Annotated in this window: 20 protein-coding genes; 12 read left to right on the plus strand and 8 right to left on the minus strand. The window is 58.7% G+C overall.

All coding sequences use genetic code 11. From position 1 onward, the window contains the following. Positions 1 to 29 precede the first annotated feature (29 nt). The 5 genes from ABH944_RS27605 to ABH944_RS27625 form a co-directional block, all read right to left on the minus strand. Positions 30 to 1,100, minus strand: coding sequence for a porin (locus ABH944_RS27605; protein WP_404610377.1), 1,071 nt, complete (start codon positions 1,098 to 1,100; stop codon positions 30 to 32). A 172-nt stretch (positions 1,101 to 1,272) separates the two neighbouring features. Further along, positions 1,273 to 2,283, minus strand: coding sequence for an ABC transporter permease (locus ABH944_RS27610; RefSeq protein ID WP_404610376.1), 1,011 nt, complete (start codon positions 2,281 to 2,283; stop codon positions 1,273 to 1,275). 8 nt (positions 2,284 to 2,291) lie between these two features. Continuing rightward, positions 2,292 to 4,769: an ATP-binding cassette domain-containing protein gene (locus ABH944_RS27615; protein WP_404610375.1), complete on the minus strand. Its 2,478-nt coding sequence runs from the start codon at positions 4,767 to 4,769 to the stop codon at positions 2,292 to 2,294. Between the two features lie 22 nt (positions 4,770 to 4,791). Then, the gene (locus tag ABH944_RS27620; RefSeq protein WP_404610374.1) at positions 4,792 to 5,940 is read right to left on the minus strand and encodes a substrate-binding domain-containing protein; all 1,149 of its coding nucleotides are present in this window, start codon (positions 5,938 to 5,940) and stop codon (positions 4,792 to 4,794) included. Positions 5,941 to 6,568: 628 nt separating this feature from the next. Continuing rightward, positions 6,569 to 7,111 (minus strand): MarR family winged helix-turn-helix transcriptional regulator, encoded by a 543-nt coding sequence (locus ABH944_RS27625; RefSeq protein WP_404610373.1) that lies wholly within the window; start codon positions 7,109 to 7,111, stop codon positions 6,569 to 6,571. Positions 7,112 to 7,444: 333 nt separating this feature from the next. Here ABH944_RS27625 and ABH944_RS27630 point away from each other — a divergent pair, with 333 nt between their 5' ends. The 8 genes from ABH944_RS27630 to wrbA all read left to right on the plus strand — a co-directional run bounded on the left by ABH944_RS27630 (position 7,445) and on the right by wrbA (position 14,844). Further along, entirely contained in the window at positions 7,445 to 8,389 is a 945-nt protein-coding gene (locus ABH944_RS27630; protein WP_404610372.1) for a 3-keto-5-aminohexanoate cleavage protein, read from the plus strand. A 203-nt stretch (positions 8,390 to 8,592) separates the two neighbouring features. Next, positions 8,593 to 9,636: a cupin domain-containing protein gene (locus ABH944_RS27635; RefSeq protein ID WP_404610371.1), complete on the plus strand. Its 1,044-nt coding sequence runs from the start codon at positions 8,593 to 8,595 to the stop codon at positions 9,634 to 9,636. Positions 9,637 to 9,690: 54 nt separating this feature from the next. Continuing rightward, positions 9,691 to 10,200: a nuclear transport factor 2 family protein gene (locus ABH944_RS27640; RefSeq protein WP_404610370.1), complete on the plus strand. Its 510-nt coding sequence runs from the start codon at positions 9,691 to 9,693 to the stop codon at positions 10,198 to 10,200. Positions 10,201 to 10,227: 27 nt separating this feature from the next. Then, positions 10,228 to 11,337, plus strand: coding sequence for a Gfo/Idh/MocA family protein (locus ABH944_RS27645; RefSeq protein ID WP_404610369.1), 1,110 nt, complete (start codon positions 10,228 to 10,230; stop codon positions 11,335 to 11,337). A gap of 105 nt (positions 11,338 to 11,442) precedes the next feature. After that, positions 11,443 to 12,801 carry an MFS transporter gene (locus ABH944_RS27650; RefSeq protein WP_404610368.1) on the plus strand — a complete coding sequence of 453 codons (1,359 nt, stop codon included), beginning with the start codon at positions 11,443 to 11,445 and terminating at the stop codon, positions 12,799 to 12,801. A 61-nt stretch (positions 12,802 to 12,862) separates the two neighbouring features. Continuing rightward, positions 12,863 to 13,243, plus strand: coding sequence for a nuclear transport factor 2 family protein (locus ABH944_RS27655; protein WP_404610367.1), 381 nt, complete (start codon positions 12,863 to 12,865; stop codon positions 13,241 to 13,243). A gap of 20 nt (positions 13,244 to 13,263) precedes the next feature. Continuing rightward, positions 13,264 to 14,031 (plus strand): glucose 1-dehydrogenase, encoded by a 768-nt coding sequence (locus ABH944_RS27660; RefSeq protein ID WP_404610366.1) that lies wholly within the window; start codon positions 13,264 to 13,266, stop codon positions 14,029 to 14,031. Positions 14,032 to 14,244: 213 nt separating this feature from the next. After that, positions 14,245 to 14,844 carry an NAD(P)H:quinone oxidoreductase gene (gene wrbA, locus ABH944_RS27665; RefSeq protein WP_404610365.1) on the plus strand — a complete coding sequence of 200 codons (600 nt, stop codon included), beginning with the start codon at positions 14,245 to 14,247 and terminating at the stop codon, positions 14,842 to 14,844. A gap of 129 nt (positions 14,845 to 14,973) precedes the next feature. Here wrbA and ABH944_RS27670 read toward each other — a convergent pair whose 3' ends face one another. Continuing rightward, entirely contained in the window at positions 14,974 to 15,900 is a 927-nt protein-coding gene (locus tag ABH944_RS27670; RefSeq protein ID WP_404610364.1) for a LysR substrate-binding domain-containing protein, read from the minus strand. Positions 15,901 to 16,080: 180 nt separating this feature from the next. Here ABH944_RS27670 and ABH944_RS27675 point away from each other — a divergent pair, with 180 nt between their 5' ends. From ABH944_RS27675 to ABH944_RS27690, 4 genes are all read left to right on the plus strand, one after another. Next, positions 16,081 to 16,779 carry a pirin family protein gene (locus tag ABH944_RS27675; protein WP_404610363.1) on the plus strand — a complete coding sequence of 233 codons (699 nt, stop codon included), beginning with the start codon at positions 16,081 to 16,083 and terminating at the stop codon, positions 16,777 to 16,779. A 47-nt stretch (positions 16,780 to 16,826) separates the two neighbouring features. After that, on the plus strand, positions 16,827 to 17,249 hold the full coding sequence (locus ABH944_RS27680; protein WP_404610362.1) for a DoxX family protein: 423 nt from the start codon (positions 16,827 to 16,829) through the stop codon (positions 17,247 to 17,249). A 99-nt stretch (positions 17,250 to 17,348) separates the two neighbouring features. Beyond that, positions 17,349 to 18,269 carry a pirin family protein gene (locus tag ABH944_RS27685; protein ID WP_404610361.1) on the plus strand — a complete coding sequence of 307 codons (921 nt, stop codon included), beginning with the start codon at positions 17,349 to 17,351 and terminating at the stop codon, positions 18,267 to 18,269. 75 nt (positions 18,270 to 18,344) lie between these two features. After that, a complete protein-coding gene (locus tag ABH944_RS27690) occupies positions 18,345 to 19,181 on the plus strand; it encodes an aldo/keto reductase (RefSeq protein ID WP_404610360.1) in 837 nt (278 codons plus the stop codon). A 103-nt stretch (positions 19,182 to 19,284) separates the two neighbouring features. Here the strand turns inward: ABH944_RS27690 and hppD are convergent, their stop codons facing one another. Next, positions 19,285 to 20,316: a 4-hydroxyphenylpyruvate dioxygenase gene (gene hppD / locus ABH944_RS27695; RefSeq protein WP_404610359.1), complete on the minus strand. Its 1,032-nt coding sequence runs from the start codon at positions 20,314 to 20,316 to the stop codon at positions 19,285 to 19,287. Positions 20,317 to 20,372: 56 nt separating this feature from the next. Continuing rightward, on the minus strand, positions 20,373 to 20,786 hold the full coding sequence (locus tag ABH944_RS27700; protein WP_404610358.1) for a RidA family protein: 414 nt from the start codon (positions 20,784 to 20,786) through the stop codon (positions 20,373 to 20,375). Between the last annotated feature and the right edge of the window lie 77 nt (positions 20,787 to 20,863).

The following is a 20,863-nucleotide window of genomic DNA, read 5'->3' on the forward strand; positions in this document are numbered from 1 at the left end:
CAGGTATCTGTACGCCGTCAAGCCATGGGTTAGAAGTAATGCATGATGCCGAAATAGCCGCCTTGCTGGTTGTGGCCCGGCAGTGGTTGGGAGTCGGCCGTTTCAACAGGGAAGGCTGAGTTTTTACCGTTGAACATCGCTCCGAGGGTCAGGTAGAGGAAGGTCCGCTTCGACAGGTTGTAGGTGGTGGCGATGGCGCCGAGATTTCCCTCTCCACCGCCATGATTCACATTACCGTGATACCAGCCTGCCTGGAAGGCGAGGGCAGGGGTAACCTGATACGAGGCGCCTATCCATTCCTGCTGGCTGCGTGTGGCGGCGGAAGGATTGAACGATGTGACGATTGTGTCCTGTCCGGATGAGACCAGTTGCTGAAAGCCGGTGTAGAACTTGACTTGGCCTAACGTATAGGTGGCGCCGGCCATGTATTCTCGTGACGCGGCGTACAGGTCTGAAAAATGCCCGTTGGCGTCGCGTATTTCTTCATACACTCCGTACGCGGCGAAGCTGGTGCTTGTGTACTGCGCGCTCACACTGAATTGACGCCCGGCCTGGAAGTTTCCAGCCACATTGCCAAATCCGTTCTGCACGCGAAAAGAGAAGCCCGCCCACTCGGGTGAGTTGTAAGTGACCACGTTTGACCGCGGCCCCCACGCTCGCCCGTAGGCGAAGTTGCCAACACCTATCCCCACCTGCTCGCCCAACGGGTCAATGTACCAGCCGGTTGTGTCGGTCAGGCTCATGGTCTCCCCGAACCAGATACTTCCGAATTTGTCGTCGGACAAACCCACATAAGCGTCGCGCGTAAAGATCGTGTTCGGTGGAGTCTGACCTGTTCCAGAGGTGAAAAGACTTTCGAGTTTAAAGACAGCGTGTACGCCGGCTCCGAGGTCCTCATTGCCTGTCAGGCCAAACCAGCTATACCCGTACTGGTCGCTGCCCAACCTGAAATTCGTCTTCGACTGGCCGTTTGGCGTTGCGACGTTAGTGACGAAATCGAGACCCGACGCGACGCGTCCATACAGGGTCACCGTGCTCTGCGCGTGACTGTTGCAGGCGCAGAAAGCCATCAACGACGCGCAATAAATGATCTTTCTCATTTCGTCATCCTTAATATATAGAAGAATATCCAGTGATTGCTTGACGACCTCTTCCGGGTCGTTGCAATCCGCTTGCAAAAATCAGGTCCTCAGCCGGAAACTCCCGTCTTTCGAGTCAATACAACGCCAGGGCTCGGAAGAGAATGGCGCAGACCCCACCTGCTACTTTCCACTACGAGCTTTTGCGAAACGTTCGTATCGCCGCCGGCAGATAGCGAACCGTGGTCGCCAGCAGAATCGCGCACGCCTGGACCAGCAACTGAACTGCCGGCCCCGCACCCAGTGCCAGCACAAGCTGGCTAAGCTGTGCCATGAACAGCGCCGCAACCGCGCTCGCAATCACGCTGCCTTTTCCGCCGGTGAACGGCGTGCCGCCGACAACGACAGCCGCAATGGCGGGAAGCAGATAGTCATTGCCCGACGTTTGCGACGCGCTGCCAATGAACCCGGCCAGGAGCATTCCGGCCGCAGAGAAGCACACCGCGGACGCGACATAAGCACCAATCCTGTACTGCAGGACTCTCACCCCGGCAGCTTGTGCAGCACGCGGGTTGACACCCACGGCGACAAAGCGGCGTCCAATGGCGGTTTTCCGGGTGATGAACCACGCCGTTATCACGAACGCGAAGGCGAACAGTACATTGGCTGGCAATCCGATGAACTGGGCGTGCGAGATCGTTTGCATGATGGTCGGGACGTTGACTGGCACAGCGCCGGTCAACGAGCGCACGCCCCCAATGAGAAGCGCGTTGACCGCCAGCGTAGCAACCAGTGGTGTGATCGCAAACTGCGAGACCAGGGTTCCATTGACGATTCCGACAATCGCCCCTACGCACACGGTGAGGATCACAGCCAGGACGATGGAATCGAGACCCAACCCGGTGCGGGCCATCACCACGCCCGCGAGGGAGACCATGCCGATTGCCGACATGTCGAGCCCGCGCTGCTGGATAACCAGGGTCTGTCCTGTTGCGACAATGGCGAGGATGCCTGCGAACGGCAGCATGGCCAGGATCGAACCACGGGTCATGGTGCCTGGTGCGACCACTGAGCTGACAGCGAAAAGAAGGATCAATCCGATCCAGATCCACGAGAACTCGCTGAATGCCGGAATTCGAGCTGACTTCGAATCCGAGGAGGACGACCGCAAGAGATCCGGTACCGCGTCTGACTGATTGCTCATGATCTTTCTCATTTTGCCACCGCCATTTCACGGCTCTTGGAATAGAGGGCGACAGATACCAGGATCATTCCGCCCAACAGATAGGACTGCCATGAATCACCAATATCCAGAAACGACGTGACCACATTGACCTGGATGATGAGGAGGGCCCCAAGCAGGGAACCGATAAAGGACCCGCGTCCTCCAAACAGGCTTGCCCCGCCAATGACGACCGCTGCGATGCTCGCCAGCGTGTAGTTGATACCTGCGCTCGGGTCGCCGGACCCTACCTGCGCCATCATTGGCACAGCGGCGACTCCCGCGAGGAGCGAGCAACCCACATAAGCTGAAAGCAAGGTCAGTTGCGGGCGAACGCCGGCCATGCGGGCGGCCTCGCTTCGTGAGCCCACGCCGCGAAACGCCAGACCTGGCCGGGTCTTGAACAAGGCAAACTCAAGCACGACAGCGAGAAAGACAGCGACGATCGCGATGATCGGTATAAAGCCGGCCTGCGCACTAATTGTCTCGACCACCGAATCAGCAATCAGCCCGCTCGGAACGGGGCGTAAAAGCAGGGAAACCGCTTGCAAGGCCATATAGGTCGCTAGCGTTGCGACCATTGGATGCAGCCGGAAGGGTCCGACCAATACCCAGTTCACCAGCCCGACTGCGATGGCGACGAGAAACACGATGACCCATCCCGACAACTGATGGCCTAAAGGGGATCCGTCGTTCAGGAAGAAGGACTGTATGACGACCATCAGGCCCATCAGGGGACCGACGGACAGGTCGATGCCTCCGACCAGCATAAGCGCCTGCTGCCCATAGGCGACGATGGCCAGCGTCGCCACCAGCGCCAACATCCCACTCAGGTTTCGCGTGGACAAATATGTCTCGTTGACATGCGCTGCATAGATGCCCAGAGCGCAGACTGCCAGCGCAAGCATGACAAGAGGGGCCCAGTCTCCGGCAGCCCATTTCCAGAATCCCGAAATGCCTGCTGAGCCCCTCTCACGCTCGGTGGTCGCGGTAAGCACCGCAGACGTGATGTTGCTCTCGCTGACGGCTGCGTCCCGCAGTTCCTTTACGATGTGCCCGCGAGAGAAAATCAACACGCGGTCGCACAGACCCGCCACTTCCATCGCGTCCGAGGAAACGACGATGACAGCGGTGCCGGTTGCGGTGGCCTCACGAAGCACCTTGTAAATTTCCATCCGGGCGCCAACGTCGACGCCTTGCGTCGGTTCGTCGACGAGGAGCACCTCGGGCTTGCTTGCGAGGACGCTCGCCAGGACGAGCTTTTGCTGATTGCCGCCCGACAGGGAGCGGATTGGCGTCTCAACGGATGGCGTCTTGACCGCGAAACCCGCTACTGCGAGTTTGGTGCGCGTGGTTTCACTTCTCTGGCTGACGCAGCCTTTGAAGGAGTCGAACGGAAGACTGCGGATAGAGAAGTTTTCGCGCACAGAGAGTTCACCGAAGATGCCTTCCCTGTGCCTGTCGCCCGGGAGGTAGCGAATGCCCGAAGTGGCTGCTGCCTGCGAACTGCGCAGTTTCGCAGGCTTCCCGTTCACGTTGACGCTGCCGCGGCTTCGGGCCAGACCGGCAAGGCCGCGCATGAATTCGCGCTGGCCGTTGCCGTCTATGCCGGCCAGGCCCACTATTTCACCCTTGCGGACCTGAAGCGATACATCGGTGAAACCTGCACCGTGTAGCGACACCACATCGAGGACCATACCGGTGCGGTGATCTCCCGCCTTGGCGGGAAATTCACGGTCGAGCGCGCCACCCACGATGAGTTCGACAATCTGCTGCTCACTGAGGCCCGCCGCGTCATAAGTCCCCTGACCTTGTCCATCGCGGAGCACGGTAAGACGATTGGCGATTTCCTGTACTTCACGAATGCGGTGCGAGATATAGACGACCGAACAGCCTGACGCAGTCACTTTGCGAATGCGCTCAAAGAGGCGGTCGACGTCCTCCGCCAGCAGATGTTCGGTCGGCTCATCCAGGACCAGGACCTTGGGTTCCGCGGCGAGTGCTTTGACGATCTCGACAATGAAGCGTTGTTCAGGGTTCAAGCTCAAAACACGCTCGTTCACGTCAATCGCGACGTCGTCACTCCACTGCCGGAGGAGTTGCTGTGCCCACTCCTTTGTTCGCATGAGAGACGGACGTTGCTCCGCGGGTACGCCGAGATAAAGATTCTCCGCGACGCTCAGGTCCGGCATGAGAGCCGGTTCCTGTCGCACGATCGCCAACCCCAGTCGCCGCGCCTCGTCGGTGTCTCCCCTGGCTTCCACGCCATTGATCACGACACGCCCTTGCTCGGGGATGAGTGCGCCGGACGCGACAGCCATGAGTGTGGACTTGCCCGCGCCGTTCTCGCCGACGAGACCGTGTACTTCGCCCGCGAGCACTGAGAACGTGACGTTATCGAGTGCGCGCACACCAGGGAAGATCTTGGTGACGCCGTCAATCTGCAGCAATGTGTTCTGGTCATTCATGATTTATCCCGGGCTATTGCTATTACTGCTCAAAGACTGCCTTGAGCTTTTCTGGGGGAAGCGCTGAGGACAGGTCGGCGTCGGGTGGTACGTTCGGATCGCACTTGGGATCGAGACCCTTGGCGCTGTCGGCGTATGCGGAAGGAAGAACCGCGGGCGACTCGTTGTCTGTCGTGCCCTGATAGGCCGCTACCCCATGCCGCACCGCAAAGCGCACGTAGGTCGTGGTGCCGTCGAGCGTGTAGTAGGGAAAGGCGGTTCCGGACTTCCTGGCCGACAGGTAATGGCAGTTCAGCTCGTTGTCGCTCGCGATCGTTACGATGGCCGGCACCGGAAGATGTGCCTGTTCGAACGCCTTCGCTGCTGCGAGCGCAGTCACGCCATAGTCCGTGACAATGGCGTTAATCTGCGGGTACTGTGCGATGAGACCCGCCGCGGCCTTTTGCGCGTCCACCGGGTTCCAGTTCGTCACAACGAACTGTTCGTTCAGGAGCTTCAGGTTCGGATACTTCTTGAGACCACCCTTCAGGCCGTCCATGAAATTTTGCGACGGTGCGGCGCCGGGTGATCCGCCCATGAACACCACGTTGCCTCTCTTGACGTTTGCTCCGAGCCAGTCAGCCCAAAGAATGCCGATCTGCTTCGAGTCTCCGACAACGTTCACGACATAGTCGCGCCCGGGAACTCCGGCTATCTGAGCTGAATACGGTACAACCTCTACTCCGGCTTTCATGGCCGCTCGCATGGCCGGGAGTTGCACGGCGCCAAAATCCGGCAGCATGATCAGGACGTTGACCCCTTGGGCGACCATGCTGTTGATGTCCGAGTTCGCCTTCTGCGGGTCGCCGTTAGCATTGCTGTAGATGATTCGCTTGACGTTCTTGCAGTGGCTTAGCTCATCCTTGACTTCGGCAAGACCTGTTTTGCGCCAGGTATTGCCGCCGTATCCGTCAGACACGCCGACGATCATCGGCTTTGATCCGCAGAGCGGGGTGATGTCGCCTTGGCGGTTCGTGAGGGAATCTTCTGCCGCATGGGCTGCAGTGCAGATCAGGCCTGCCGCAACCAGTAGTCCGATCCTGCGAAGAGAATCCTTGACGCCTTTCACAACAAACCGGTTCTGCATTTTTTTCGGCGCTGCAACTTGCCAGACTCGGAACTTATCGAACATGACGATCCTCGAATTGAGTAATGAATATGGATTCAATGCTGGTTGAGACTGATAACGGAGCAGAAGACCGTGACCTCGGCCTTTTCATGTCGTCCACTTTGCTTCCATTAATTAGGTAGTCCTTTATTATTTGCGTAGCCTGATAAAAACGCTCGGACTCGTCGGACGCGGCACAGGTGAGACTGCCTGGTCCTCAGGCCACCGATTTATTTGATATCATATGATGCTGTAACGAATTGATTTATATCGAATGATGTGTTTCGGGGCGACCAAAGTCAAGAATCCTAGGGAATCTCCCTAGCGATCGACGGCGTGTGTGTGTGATTTCAGGCAGACCCGCTTTGACGCGCGCTACGGTGGGTGCCGGTCAGTGGCGACCGGATCTCTGCCACATGCCGCGTTGGGGGCGGCCGTAGGGTAGGTGACATGGGGGGCAACCGTTCCTGCTTGAGTTTTGGCAGGGGAACGGGTCCGCAAGGTTTGGCAAGCGCCTTGCTGCTTCGGACCGCTTTGAAAAACGCACGGTTGAGCGCTACTGCCGCGCGGCGTCCGGCAGCCGGTCATGCCGTCTTGCACTTATACGTGCCTTGTTCAAGGCGCTGATGCGTTCGCCACAGACGTTAGCTTGCTAGTCGACGACTGTGTTTTCGTTGGACCTCTCCGAGAGGTTTTGCGCGATCTGATGCAAAACCCTCCAGAAGGTGAGCGTCTCCTCAGGGTCCACGCCGTCAAAAGAGCCGGAGATCATGTGAATGATCTCCGGCATCATTTTATCGACTAGACGTTTACCGTCGTCAGTGAGGCTGACGTAGTACTTGCGCCGGTCCTTCGGATCGCGAGTCCTCTTCAAGAGACCACGCTTTTCCATGCTGTCCAAAGCGGGAACAGCGGTTGTCGAGGCGATTCCAACTCGCTTGCTCAGTTCCAGTTGATTCAGTTCGCCGCGTTGAGCCAGCACCCGCAGGTAGTACCAATGCGCAATGGATACTTTTTCCCGGTCGAGAATCCTCTGCGCCTGCATGTCATAGAGCCGATTCAAGGTTCGGGTCATCCACGGAACGGTTCTGCCCCGGTCGTCGAGGGTCTCGGGAATTTCCCCTCCCGCTGAGCCGCACAGCGGCTCGATGGTATCCAGGGTCGTATCGATTGAGGTGGAGTAGGGCTTGGCCATTCGCTCATTCCTCGACGTGTAGATGCGACTCGGCGTTGGCCGGGACGCTCAAACAAGGGGTGCAGTCAAAGCATTTCCCCTAGGGAATTCCCTACTGCACTTGACTTTATTCATTCCGAGTCACATCATTCGATATAAATCGATGTTGCTTGGAATCATCTTAGCACAAATGATGCGGTTGAGAAAAGCGGTAGGCCGGTCGCGTGTGATGACACGGTTCCAAGGTAACGGGCAGCGTCGACGTTGTTTTGTAATGAAATAGGAATGCTAACAAATTGCTATCGATTCTGAACAGTTCGAACCCTTACTTCATCACTTATGCCGAGGATTACCATGACTGAAAAATTGCCCCTTTGGGAAGCCGCCAAGCGCGAAATGGAGGAATACCAGTTCCTCGCCGGACCCGAACTGCAGCCCAAATGGGATGTTCCACAGAAGATTGCCATCAACGCGGCTGTGTCTGGCCGCTTTGAAAAGACCACGTCACTCGAGGAATACGTGGATGCGGCGTCCAGCGTGATCGAGGCCGGTGCATGTGGTGTTCACATCGACTTTTCATGGATGACAGACAAACAGGGGCGACGCATGGACCGGGACATTCCGCCCGTCGAAGCCTATTCCGCCGTTCTGGAACCGCTTAGAAAGCGCTTTGGCAACGACTTCGTCCCGAACCTGAACGTGCTGCACGGAACGACCTTCGATATCTGCATGAGTCCGGCGCGTGCGGGATTGACCGAGGTAGCCCCGTGCGCTCCGGGCCACCCGGAAGCCTTCATGGTGCCGGCAATCGAAGCGCTGGAGGCGGCAGGCGTCAAGCCGGAGCTGGCCGTCCATAGCTCGGGAGAGATTGAGCTTGCGAAGCGAAAGCTCATTGATACGGGCATTCTCAAGAAGCCGTACAACTGGCTGCTTCTGTACGGGCTTCCTTTCAACGTGGGCCGCACCCTGGTTTCCGGCACCTCGGTCACCGATGCGCAGGACATGGCCCAACACATGTTCCTGATGGTCGACCAGATTCGCAAGATTGACCCAACCTCCGTCATCAGTGTGTGTGCGGCTGGGCGCGCGACTTTGTACATGACGACGCTTGCCACGATGATGGGCTTGCACATCCGCATTGGCACGGAAGACACGCCCTGGAAGTATCCGAACAGCGACGAGCATCTCAAGGACAACCTTGAAATGTTCAACATGGCGCGTGACATCGCCGGCTTGCTCGGACGCACTCCGGCAACCGCGAACGAGTATCGGGCGTTGATTGGAAAGCCGGCCCGCTAATCACACCTGGCGGCAGTGGCGGCGCGAAAGCGGCGCCACTTGCACACGCGACTGTTCGTCCGGCTTTTGCATAAGATAGATCGAAGGAACGACTCGCTTGCAGGCAGGGTGAGCAGTGCCTCTGTGTGGCGGCAACGCATGCCTGGACGGTCCGGCGAGGCACGCCTGCTGTGTGTGTGTTTGAAAATGAAGGAGATGGACAAATGAGTGATCAGACAAATGGCGGAGCGCCTCCCGTGCAACTGTGGACGCGGGATGGATTCATGGGCGCAATTTCTGTCGTCACCCGCTCGACATACGCACCAGACTACCTTTCCGTAGAAGGTCCGCATGCGCCGCGACGAGCCGTTCTTGAGCGCTTGATTCCTGAAGATCATGACGATGCGCAAGCCCTTCCGACAACGGTGGCTACCTCCAGGCTGGGTGTCAAGTTGCTTGTGTCCGGCCGTCGCAAGCCAATGCCGTATGTGGTTCGAAATGTCGAAGCAGACGAAATTCATTTCATTCAGTCGGGCACGGTCAAATTCGAAACTGACGTTGGCTCTCTTACGGCTGAGGAAGGGGACTTTGTTTGCATCCCGCGTTCGATAGCGTATCGATACGCGCCGACCGGCGACGCCATGCGCAGCATCATTGTTGAAAGCCCGTCAGCTTTGAAACTCTCGCCTCCGGCGCCGACCGGAATGCTTAACGTCGCGCGGGACCTGAAGTACGCCAGGGTCGATCCCGAGATTCCCGTGGGCGGACCGACGAAACTGATATTGAAGACCTTCGACGGCGAGAACACGGTGTTCACCATGCCGCACGACCCGCTTTCCCTAGGCCTGCAATTGTCTGAGTCCGTTCCCGTGTGGAAGCTGAATCTGAACAAGATCCAGGTGTTGACCTATCTGCCCGAAGGAGGACCTCCGAGTCCGTTTCTGTCGTCCGGCGCGGGAGACGTGCTGATGTTCAACCTCAGTTCGCGCATCTCGAGCCGGCCGCCAATTCATATCAATGCGGATTTTGATGAGGTGATCTGTTATGTGCGAGGACCGGGAGTCTGGGGAGGGTGCTCGGAGCCTGGCACGTTGACCTGGGTGCCAAAGGGTGTCATTCACCACGGTCCCGCCGAGAACGTTCCAGAGACTTATCAGGCATGGCTGCTGGAAACGCGTGCGACGCTGCGCTGGACGCCCAAGGCAATCGAGGCGTCGCAGTTGATGGAAACCGGCGAATACGGACCGCATCCGAGCGCGGGAAAATGACTCTGGCGCTGGAGCGGATCCGCATCAGCGCTCGCAAAAAATAGGGAGACTACCTTGGAACCGCGACTTCAGCAGTTTCTCGACGAGGCAGAGATCAAGCGCGTTCATATCCGCTACTGCCGGGGTATTGACCGGATGGACTGGGATCTCGTGCGCTCGTGTTATCACCCGGATGCGATCGATCGTCATGGGGCCTATAACGGCGGAGTGGAAGGGTTCATTGAATGGGCCGCGGAGTTGTTGCCGGCCTTTGAATGCACACAACACTTTACCGGCAACCAGTACGTTCAAGTCGATGGCGATGTGGCGTGCGCGGAGCACTACGCGCACGCATTCCACCGGACCAGACCGGACGGCGACAAGCCCGCGATGGACTGGGTCGTGAACATCCGGTATGTCGACCGGATGGAACGGCGCAACGGTGAGTGGCGTATCGCAGACCGGGTTGTAGTGCTGGATTCGCAGCGTTCGGACCCGGTCCCTGCCGGCCTCGCGCTACTCGAGAACTCCAACGTTGGGCGGCGCGATAAGGACGATCCGTCGTACAAGTACGGGTTCGTCTGACAGTTACTTAATGGTTTTGAGGAAGCAATGGAAAAACGTTCTCGTGTAGGTATTGTCGGCCTGAGCGCCGAGCGCGGCTGGGCCACCATGGCTCATATTCCAGCACTGCGCGCGTTAGCGGATGTGTTTGAAATCGCCGGCGTGGCAAACACCAGTCTGGTGAGTGCGCAGGCCGCTGCCGCCGCGTTCGACATTCCAGGCGCCTTTGCGAGCGTGGCGGAACTTGTCGCGTCCCCGGACATAGATGTCGTGGTTGTAACGGTAAAGGTCCCATACCACCGGGAAGTGGTTGCTGCCGCGCTTGCCGCAGGAAAAAATGTCTACTGTGAATGGCCGCTCGGAAATGGACTCGCCGAAGCGACCGAGCTCGCTAGTCTGGCGAATGAAACGAAGACGCAAGCGGTAGTTGGAACTCAAGCGATTGCGTCGCCCGAAGTGCAATTCATTCGCAAGCTCGTGGCCGACGGGTATGTTGGAGAGGTGTTGTCGTCGACCTATATCAGTGCCGGGGTCAGCTGGGGCGAACACATACCGCGTGGTGACGCTTATGCCATGGACTCAAAAAACGGCGCTACCCTGCTGTCGGTTATTGGCGGGCATGCCATAGCGGCGGTGCAGAGTGTACTGGGGCCCATCCGCGAGGTTGATGCGGTGTTGTCTCAGCGCCGGCAAGCCGTGAGCGCCATCGAAACGGGGGAGAGCATCCTGTTGAACACGCCCGATCATGTGATGGTCAACGCAGTGCTCGAGTCCGGCGCGCCTCTGTCTTTGCAGCTTCGTGGTGGTCTGCCGCGTGGGATCAAGTTGTTATGGGAGATCAATGGAACCGAAGGGGACCTGCGCATTACCGCGGCAATCGAACAGGCCCCTGTGGTGAACATCTCGCCGCTGCGCGTGGAGGCAGGTCGTAAAGGCGAGGAGGGCTACATCGAGCTTGAGATACCGCAGTCGCATGACTTCGGTCTTGAGGACGCTGTCGCTGCCAGGAACGTGGCAGGAATTTACCGGCTAATGGCTGACGATCTGCGCCTCGGAACCCACGCGGCTCCGAGTTTTGATCATGCGCTCGGGATTCACAAGGTTCTGTCCGCGATAGAACAGTCTGACCAGACGGGTCGGCGGGTGCGAGTCGGCTGACTGGCGACGGCTTGCACGCGACACGTGCGTCGCGCATCCGCTCCGATGTTCAAATTGCGTGATCCATGCGGCATTGTGCCTCTTGATAGTTTTGGATGACTAACGATGAAAAATGCTTCTGTTGTCGATGTCCAGGGCTTCATCGACGAGCACCCGTTCGGCCGCTTTCAACGGCTCATTTTTTTCATGTGCTTCGTGATTGTGCTGCTGGATGGCTTTGACACCGCGGCAATCGGTTTCATCGCGCCGTCGTTACTCACCGAGTGGCATCTCGCGAAGCCCGACCTCGCCCCGGTCCTGAGCGCCGCACTGTTCGGTCTCGCGTTCGGTGCGCTCGCGTCCGGCCCCTCGTCCGACCGTGTTGGACGACGCTCGCTGATAGTCGGGGCCGTGTGCCTCTTCGGGGTTGCCTGCGTCGCATCGGCGTTCTCGAAGGACATTGCTCAACTGACTGTGCTGCGCTTCGTGACGGGCATCGGACTCGGCGCAGCGATGGCTAACGCGGTGACCATGATGGACGAGTTCTGCCCGACCGGGCGCCGCGCCACGGTGACCAGCCTGATGTGCTGCGGATTCCCGCTCGGCGCTGCGTTGGGCGGATTGCTTGCGGCATGGCTGGTTCCCCATGCCGGCTGGCGCAGTGTCCTCATACTGGGCGGCCTCACACCGGTACTTCACAGTGCGCTGCTATTGCTCAAGATGCCGGAATCGGTGCGCTTCATGGTTGCCAATGGCAAATCCGTAGAGCGCATTCGTGCGGTTCTCGCGCGCATCTCCCATGAGGCAATCAACGCGCGCGGCTTCGCCCTGACCGAGAACGCGCCGGGAACGGGCAGCAACGGACTCGGCGTCGTGCTGTCGCGTTCATACGTCATCGGTTCATTAATGCTGTGGCTCGCGGCATTCATGGGCCTCCTGATTATCTACGCACTATTCAACTGGATGCCAATTCTGCTGAAGGATGCAGGCCTGAGCCTGAAGAGCGCGACGCTGATCTCCGCACTCTTCCCGCTTGGTGGTGTCGGCGCGGTGCTCTGCGGCGCGCTGATGGATCGCTTCAATGCAAATCTCGTGATTGCTGCGTGCTACGCGCTCGCAGCGATCAGCCTCTTTTGCATTGGAGTGACGGCGGGGAATGTAACCCTGCTCGTGCCAATCGTGCTTGTGTCCGGCGTGCTGATGAACACCGCACAAGCCTCGATGAACGCTCTTGCTGCAAAATTCTATCCGACTGAAGGGCGTGGTACCGGTGTTGCGTGGATGCTTGGCATGGGCCGCTTTGGCGGCATCGCAGGCTCGTTTCTCGTAGCGGAACTTGTACGCCGGCATTTTGCGTTTGCAGGCGTCTTTGCGACGATCGCCGTTGCCGGTGCGCTTTCGTGCATTGCTTTGCTAGTCAAGCAACTTGCTCCGCCACAGGTCTTCAGAACGGCGCCCGACGCAGTCGAATCACTGAGTCATTGACAGCTCGACGGGGATTTTTACAACATCGTAGTCGCTCGTTATGTTAGTAGGATTACTAATCATGAATAACGTGATCAAAAAAGCCGCGTTCGACTATGCGTCAGAAGTATACGAAGCGGTTGATTCAATGGACGAGCAGCGCTTGGCACCGTTCTTGACCGAAGGCTGCATCTTTGTCTATGCCAATAGCGACCCTGTCATCGGGCGCGAAAATATTGCGGAGTCTTCGAAGCATTTCATGTCATCCATCGGCGGCATCGAGCACCGGCTGCTTGATGTCTGGGCATTCGACGACGTCATCGTTTCGCGGCTCGAAGTGACCTACACACGCAAGGATGGATCAACACTGACAGTCCCCGCCGTGACGATCTGGCGGATGCACGCCACGCAAATCGACGACTACCGTATCTACATCGACGTTGCGCCGCTGTTCGCGCATTGATCGCAAGGGAGCGTAAGCGCATGAACCGGGCTCTTGAAGGGAATACGATCATTGTCACGGGCGGCGGCTCGGGCATCGGGCGGGCGGCGGCCATTGCTTGTGCTGCAGCAGGAGCGCGCGTAGTGGTAGCGGACATTGGCGTGGCTCTTGGGGAGGACACCGTATCGGCGATTCGGCAACAGGATGGCGAGGCCATTTCCGTTGCAACCGATGTCGCCGACGAAGCGCAGGTCGAAGCGCTCGTCGCGGCAGCGGTCAACACGTTCGGACGGCTCGACGGCGCGTTCAACAACGCCGGTCTCGCGCAAACGAACGTCTTGCTGCACGATTTGACCGTTACACAATGGCGTCGTATTCAAAGCGTCAACTACGACGGTGTGTTCTTCTGCATGAAACATGAGATACGCGCGATGCTGAAAACCGGCGGGGGCGCGATTGTCAACACATCGTCCGCTCTCGGCCGGGTGGCAGTGCCGCTCGCGGCCGATTATTGCGGGTCGAAAGGTGGGGTATTGGGTTTGACCAAAGGCGCAGCCGTTGACTACGGCCGGCAGCATATTCGCGTCAACGCCATTCTCCCCGGTGCGGTGGATACGCCCATGGTTCAAGCGCTCACTTCCGACCCCCAATTTACCGGCTTGCTCGAGAAACTTCGAACATCTCACCCCGTTGGTCGTATAGGCTTACCCGAGGAAATTGCTGCGGCTGCGGTATGGCTCCTGTCCGATAACTCCTCCTTTGTTACAGGCGCTGAACTGGCGGTGGACGGTGGGTTTCTCGCAACATGACGAGTCTAAAATGCGTGGTTGTGCTGTTCCTGAATCGCAGGCCGCGCACGAATGCCATAGTCGCGCTTCGATCTCTTCAAGTTCTTATCGTTCTGCCAAAAGCAACGATGCGTTGCGATCGTGGAGATAGGCTCATGGACATTGCAGGAATAGCATCTGGGTGCAGAGGGTTGTCCACCGCAGCATAACCGCAGATATAGAAAGGAGATCGAAATGTCGAAAGTCCTGGTTCTGTACTATTCCTCATATGGTCATGTCGAAACGCTGGCAGACGCGGTCGCCGAAGGTGCCCGCTCGGCGGGCGCCACGGTCGACGTCAAGCGCGTGCCGGAGACCGCGCCGGAGGAAGTGGCCAAGGCGGCATACTTCAAGCTGGACCAGAAGGCGCCGGTTGCCACGATCGCCGAACTGGCCAACTATGACGCTATTGTTGTCGGCACGCCGACCCGGTTCGGGCGCATCTCGTCGCAGATGGCGGCGTTCCTGGATCAAGCCGGCGGCTTGTGGATGAGCGGCGCGCTGAACGGCAAGGTGGGCGGCGCCTTCACGTCTACCGCCAGCCAGCACGGCGGACAAGAAGCGACGTTGTTTTCGATCATCACCAACCTGCTGCACTTCGGCATGACTATTGTCGGGCTGCCTTACAGTCACCAGGGGCAAATGACGCTGGACGAAATTGTCGGCGGTTCTCCTTACGGCGCCACGACAATTGCGGGTGGACAAGGTCAGCGCCAGCCGAGCGCGATCGAACTCGCCGGCGCTCGCCACCAGGGCGAACTGATCGCCCGGACGGCAAACAAGCTGTTTGGCTGAGCGTTAGTCGTTAGTTAAATCGTCAGACAAAATCTCTCCGTCAACGCACGAACGAGACGGTCAGGAGGATTATCCTCCTGACCGATATCAATTCGGATACCGAACGGACTGGCGTGTCTCGCGGCCGCTCTAGCGCTGACGGTTCGGACCTTCGCATCCTGCAACCAGTGCGTCCAGCAAGTGACGGACGGCCGGAACCATGCCTCGGCGTGTCGGGAAAATCGCATGGACAAGCCCCGGCGTGCCAGCCAGATCTGGCAGCAGGTGCTGCAGACGGCCGGCCTGAATGTCGGCCTCGACCAGTTCCTTCGGCAGCATTGCCACACCAACGCCCGCTATTGCCGCAACGCGGAGGCTCGCCAGGTCGTCAGTCGCGAGGCGCGGTTGATGCGTCCATGATGTCAGGCGTCCTTCAACGTCGACCAGATTCCAGACAAATCGCTCGCTGCTGCTGGCCATGGAGAGAGTAGGCCATTCCTTCACGGATTCGATCGAACTGGGCGAGCTGAGTGCTGGGTGGCGCGCGGTCAATTCGGGACTGGCAACCAGAATGTGGATCGACAACCCCAACTGGCGGACGGCGAGATCGGTATTCTCCAGCGGCGGAAGCCTGACCCGGATAGCAAAGTCCAGGCCTTCCTCGACCACATCTACGCGGCGGTTGGTTGCATCCAGCAGGACCTGGACATCAGGATTGTCCTGAACGTATCGCGCGATGATGGTGGAGATGCCTGACTCCAGTAAGGCCACGGGGCACGCGATGCGAACCGTGCCCTGCGGCTTGGAATGCGTGCGATCCACGATATCTTTGGCGGCCTTCGCTTCTGCCACCAGCGCAAGGCAATGCTGGTGGAACTGCCGCCCGGTTTCCGTCAGAGACAGGCTTCGGCTGGTGCGATTAAGCAGGCGAACGCCAAGTTCTTCTTCGAGCGCGCGAATGCGCCGGCTGAATTTCGACGTCTGCAGTCCGAGGCTGCGCGCGGCCGCCGTGTAGCTCCCATGGTCGACCACTTCCGCGAAGAGCCGAAGATCATTGAGGTCAGTGATTGCGTTCATAGGCAGACTTCGGCTCCTTCTGATCGTTCTATTTGAGGCAACGATGCGTTCCAATTCAGCATCTATGCGCAGGTTCATTGCGAATATAGCATTCGTCTCATGGGATTCACCAGCGTTGGATTCGTCGGGTGGCGCAGGTGACAAGCGTGGCGTATGCGATGGCGGAAAACGGAGGCGGACATGCTCACACACAGGCGTTGGAAATCATTGGACAGGGCGGAACTCGGCTGGCTGCGGGCGAAATACCATTTCGCAGTCAGCGCGGACGGCGATCCCGCGCACACCGCCTTGGGTCCCCTGATTGTATGGAACGACGACGAGATAGCTGTTGGCGGCGGTTTCCCGATGCACGGGCACCGTGACATGGAGATCATCACCTATGTGCGGCAGGGCTTGCTCGGGCATCGAGACACCTTGGGATCAGAGGGGGTGATACCCGCTGGCGATGTCCAGGTCATGAGCGCCGGCAAGGGCATACGCCACGCTGAGTTCAACCGGGGCGACGTGCCGCTCAAGCTTTACCAGATCTGGCTGGTACCGCGTGAAGCGGGTGGCGAACCCGCCTGGGACACCAAGCCCTTTCCAAAGAGTGACCGGTCAGGACGATTCGTAGTCCTTGCCAGCGGATTCGCCAGCGATGAAGGAGCACTCCCTATTCGCGCCGATGCGCGTGTGCTCGGCGCAATGCTTAAGGCAGGCGAAAGCGTTCGGTATGAATCGAGTCCCGCGCGCCGTGCGTATCTCGTCGCGGCCTCAGGACGCATCGAAGTAAATGGCGAGCCCGTTGGGCCGCTAGACGGCGTGGCGATCACGAATGACGCCATGGCGCAGATTTCCGCTCTTGAAGATTCTGAGCTGGTGATGGTGGACGCCGGTTGAGCCCCTTTCTTGTACTCCACCTACGTAAACTCATTTAGGAGATCGTCATGGAACGTTTCAAATTTCTTCCGCTGTTGGGCCGCATTCTGATCGGTGCACCGTTTGTCATGAGCGGGCTGGGCAAGCTCGCGGCATACAGTGCGACGGTTGGCTATATTGCGGCGATGGGCCTGCCCGTGCCGCCACTCGCATTCCTTGTTTCCGTGCTGATCGAGTTGGGCGGCGGCCTGCTGTTGCTGTCGGGCTACCGGGTTCGCTTGGTGTCGGTGGTGATGGCGGTGTTCTGCGTGGTCACTGCGCTTGTCTTTCACCACAACTTCGCAGATCAAAACCAGATGATCAACTTCCTCAAGAACGTGATGATGGCCGGTGGCCTCTTGCAGATCACCTGGTTCGGCGCCGGCGCGTTCAGCCTGGACGCGCGTTTAGGGCGGATAGTCTTGCGCGCTTCGTCTTTGAAGGCCAGCTAAGAAGACGGACTCATGGTGGCGATCGCTTGCCCGATCCGGTGTGCGATCGTCTCGTCATGATGTTTCTCTGTTGCCTGAGTACCAGTGGGAGTCAACACCATGTCTTTCGAAACGATCTCGTTGCGTGTTCCATCGCAAAGTCCTGCGGAAGAGGGAGCATTGCCCGATGTGAAAACCAGTACTCAACCCGCCGGTTCACTGCGCGGCGCAAGAGTGATAACCACGCGGACAGCAGGCCGGCAACACGGTCCTGTGAAGCGGCTGGTCAGCCCGTCCGACCTTGGAGAGGTGCTGAAGCCTTTCGTCTTCCTCGACTATTTCGATAGCTCCGTGGAAGCCGATATGCGGTTTTCCATGCACCCTCATTCCGGCCTCGCTACGACGACCGTGCTGCTGGAAGGCGAAGTTGAATACGAAGACACGACAGGCGCATCAGGGATCATGCCGTCCGGCGGCGTTGAGTGGATGAATGCGGGTAGCGGCGTGTGGCACGACGGACGTGCCATTGGCAATGGGCCGGTGCGCGGCTATCAGCTATGGGTCGCGTTGCCGCCCGAGCTCGAACTGGGCGTGCCCCAAAGCCAGTATTTATCTGTGAGCGAAGTACCTCGCACCGGTCCGGCTCGCGTCATCCTGGGCCGTTATGGAAACGTTGAAAGCCCGGTGCCCGCACCCGCAGGCATCAACTATCTGCTCGTGCGTCTTTCGGCTGGCGAGCAGTGGCAGTACACGCCACCGGCTGGCCACAACGTCGCCTGGCTAAGCATTCAACGCGGCGCGCTACGCGTTGCCGGCGAACAGGTCTCCAACGAGCTTGTCGTGTTTGGCGAGTCCGAAGACGTTCTGGCGTTGACGGCCGAAGAGGACTCGGAGTTCGTCCTTGGTTCTGCGATCGCCCATCCGCACGATCTCGTGCTTGGCTATTACTCGGTCCATACGTCATCAGAGGCACTGCGTGCGGGCGAAGCCAGGATCAGGGAGATCGGGGCACAGCTGCGTCGCCGCGGCCGCATTGGGTGATTTGCCATAAGCGTTGCGGCAAGAGCTGCCAGCAGCGCTTTCAGCAGCACGCGAAGACTCTATCGGGAAACCCTCATGCAAAACGTCCAGGTTGGTAACGCGGCCATTCCGGCGATCGGCTTCGGCACTTACGGAATGAATGCCGCGGACATCTATCGAATGATTCCCGCCGCGCTGAGTGCCGGCTTTCGTCATATCGACACCGCGCAGATTTACGGTAACGAGGGTGAAATCGGTGACAGTGTCGCCGCGTCCGGCATTCCAAGAAGCGAAATCTTTCTGACGACCAAGGTCTGGGTCAGCAACTACTCAGAGAGACGCTTCGAAGCGTCTGTCAACGAGAGCCTTCGAAAGCTCAGGACAGACTATATCGATCTGCTCCTGCTGCACTGGCCGAGGTCTGACGTGCCGCTCCCCGAACAGATCGCGGGACTCAACGCGGTCGTACGCGCCGGCAAGGTCCGGCACATCGGCGTCAGCAATTTCAACCGCGCGCTGATGACGGAATCGGTCCGGCTCTCTACGGCTCCTCTCGTGACGAATCAGTTCGAATACCATCCGTATCTGAACCAGTCCTTGCTCATTGAAAGCACGCTGGACGCGGGGCTTGCTGTGACAGGCTACTGCGGCATGGCGATCGGCCGAGTCTTCTCGAATCCAACGCTCAAGGAGATCGCGGGCCGCCATGACAAAACCATCGCCCAGATCGTCTTGCGGTGGCTGGTTCAACAGCGCAGGGTTATTGCGCTTTCGAGGACCACCCGGGTCGATCGACTGGCGCAGAACCTGGCGGTATTCGACTTCGAACTGGATGGTGCGGACATGGCGGCAATCCACGCGTTGGCGACGGCAGACAGCCGAATTGTCAATCCACACGGGCTCGCCCCGCGGTGGGACGGTACCAGCGCCTGACACGGCACCGGGCCTCCCTTAAGGCCGCCACAGGCCGTCCTCTGCCGACCCCTCATGAGGGGTCGGCAGGCGGCAGGGCCTGCCTGAGGGCCCTGCCGCGCGGTCAATTGAGTGAGCCTCGTTGTTGCTGGTCCTTCTCCTGCGATTCGAACAGGGCTTTGAAATTGCCTTCGCCGAATCCGTCCTCGCCGCGGCGTTCGATAATCTCGAAGAACACCGGACCAATCTGGCGCTTCGTAAAACGCTGGAGCAGAATTTTCTGCGGACCTTTACCGTCGACCAGGATGCCACGTTCAGCCAGGCGCCCGATGTCAAGGCCGTGTCCCGGAAGACGTCTTTCGATTTCGTCGTAATAGTTCTGCGACGGCGTTGCCATGAAATCGATGCCGGCAGCACTGAGCTTTTGAATCGTGTCTTCTATGTCGGACGTCAGCAGCGCAATGTGCTGAATCCCTTCGCCACCGTAGTCACGGATGAATTCATCGTTCTGGTTGAGCACGCCAGGTTTGTCATGGGCGGCAGCCGCCACCGGAATTGACACGCGGCCGCATGGACTTACCATTGAACGCGCGCGCATTCCGGACATGTGACCCTTGACTTCGAGATACTGCTTCTCCGCAAAGCCGAACGTGTCACGGTAGAAGTTCGCCCAGAAATCGAGGTTCCTGGGGTGGACAATATTCGACGTATGGTCGACAGCCAAAATATGGGCGTCGCCTTCCTGTGTGTTTCGGGCTTCGACCGGAAGCGAAAAGATTTCGAGGAAGTCGCTGTCAACGAAGTACACGAGACTATCGCCTATCCCGAGAATGGTCGGCGTGTCGAGGACAAACTCCCCTTCCTTTTTCGCAGAGGCGCTAACCGCACCGCCAGCCAATGCCTGCTCGTGTGCGGCCTTCGCGTTGTTGACACGGATGCCAATCGAACGCACCGAGGCACCATGTTGCGACTCGAACGCATTCGGATTCCCGTTGACGATGAACGCGGCTGTGCCTTGCGTCATCAGGAGTATGTCGTTCCCGGACTTACCGCGGAGGCGGAAACCGAAGTGCTCGAAGAGCTCGACGAGTTCCATCGGGTGGGATGAGACGAATTCGACGAAAGCGAATCCGTCAGTTCTAACTTGAATGTTCATGGTATCAGGTAGTATTCCAAAGTATGTGTCATGGAATAGGGCGACGAAAATGGGACCTACTTGCGGGTCGCCGCGACGACCTTGATTTCGACTATAAGCTCGGGGCGAGCCAGCGCGGCAATACCGAGAATGGTCCACGCGGGAAAGTCCGAGCGAATGTATTGTTCCTTCACTTCGCGGAAAGTGGCGAGTTGCGAGCCGATATCGACGTGATAGGAGACGAGCTCGACAACATCCGTGAAGCCGAGGCCCATGTGCGTGAGCACAGCTTCAATACGCTTGAATGCCACGTCGATTTGTTCCTTCGGGTTCTCCGGAATCGACCCGTCGGCACACAGGCCAATTTGCCCGGCGATGAACACCAACCCGTTGGCCGTCACGGCTGGCGAGTACTGGAACAGGTCGAAAATGCGATTGCTTCCGAAGGTTGTGTCATCTTCAGGAAGACGCAGGCGCTCGATTTGGCTCATGGGAGTCCTTCAGTCAACAGGTGCGGTACGGGGAAATTGATTCCAACGTGACCACTTTAAGTGACCGATCGAGCTGC

The sequence above is a fragment of the Caballeronia udeis genome, from assembly GCF_044909315.1.
Classification (GTDB): Bacteria; Pseudomonadota; Gammaproteobacteria; order Burkholderiales; family Burkholderiaceae; genus Caballeronia; species Caballeronia udeis_A.

Coding starts and splice junctions, on each gene's coding strand:
- ABH944_RS27655 (WP_404610367.1), top strand. CDS start 12,863: ATGAATAACGTGATCAAAAAAGCCGCGTTCGACTATGCGTCAGAAGTA.
- ABH944_RS27630 (WP_404610372.1), top strand. CDS start 7,445: ATGACTGAAAAATTGCCCCTTTGGGAAGCCGCCAAGCGCGAAATGGAG.
- ABH944_RS27625 (WP_404610373.1), bottom strand. CDS start 7,111: ATGGCCAAGCCCTACTCCACCTCAATCGATACGACCCTGGATACCATC.
- ABH944_RS27680 (WP_404610362.1), top strand. CDS start 16,827: ATGGAACGTTTCAAATTTCTTCCGCTGTTGGGCCGCATTCTGATCGGT.
- ABH944_RS27675 (WP_404610363.1), top strand. CDS start 16,081: ATGCTCACACACAGGCGTTGGAAATCATTGGACAGGGCGGAACTCGGC.
- ABH944_RS27635 (WP_404610371.1), top strand. CDS start 8,593: ATGAGTGATCAGACAAATGGCGGAGCGCCTCCCGTGCAACTGTGGACG.
- ABH944_RS27690 (WP_404610360.1), top strand. CDS start 18,345: ATGCAAAACGTCCAGGTTGGTAACGCGGCCATTCCGGCGATCGGCTTC.
- ABH944_RS27685 (WP_404610361.1), top strand. CDS start 17,349: ATGTCTTTCGAAACGATCTCGTTGCGTGTTCCATCGCAAAGTCCTGCG.
- wrbA (WP_404610365.1), top strand. CDS start 14,245: ATGTCGAAAGTCCTGGTTCTGTACTATTCCTCATATGGTCATGTCGAA.
- hppD (WP_404610359.1), bottom strand. CDS start 20,316: ATGAACATTCAAGTTAGAACTGACGGATTCGCTTTCGTCGAATTCGTC.
- ABH944_RS27670 (WP_404610364.1), bottom strand. CDS start 15,900: ATGAACGCAATCACTGACCTCAATGATCTTCGGCTCTTCGCGGAAGTG.
- ABH944_RS27700 (WP_404610358.1), bottom strand. CDS start 20,786: ATGAGCCAAATCGAGCGCCTGCGTCTTCCTGAAGATGACACAACCTTC.
- ABH944_RS27610 (WP_404610376.1), bottom strand. CDS start 2,283: ATGAGCAATCAGTCAGACGCGGTACCGGATCTCTTGCGGTCGTCCTCC.
- ABH944_RS27605 (WP_404610377.1), bottom strand. CDS start 1,100: ATGAGAAAGATCATTTATTGCGCGTCGTTGATGGCTTTCTGCGCCTGC.
- ABH944_RS27645 (WP_404610369.1), top strand. CDS start 10,228: ATGGAAAAACGTTCTCGTGTAGGTATTGTCGGCCTGAGCGCCGAGCGC.
- ABH944_RS27660 (WP_404610366.1), top strand. CDS start 13,264: ATGAACCGGGCTCTTGAAGGGAATACGATCATTGTCACGGGCGGCGGC.
- ABH944_RS27650 (WP_404610368.1), top strand. CDS start 11,443: ATGAAAAATGCTTCTGTTGTCGATGTCCAGGGCTTCATCGACGAGCAC.
- ABH944_RS27615 (WP_404610375.1), bottom strand. CDS start 4,769: ATGAATGACCAGAACACATTGCTGCAGATTGACGGCGTCACCAAGATC.
- ABH944_RS27620 (WP_404610374.1), bottom strand. CDS start 5,940: ATGTTCGATAAGTTCCGAGTCTGGCAAGTTGCAGCGCCGAAAAAAATG.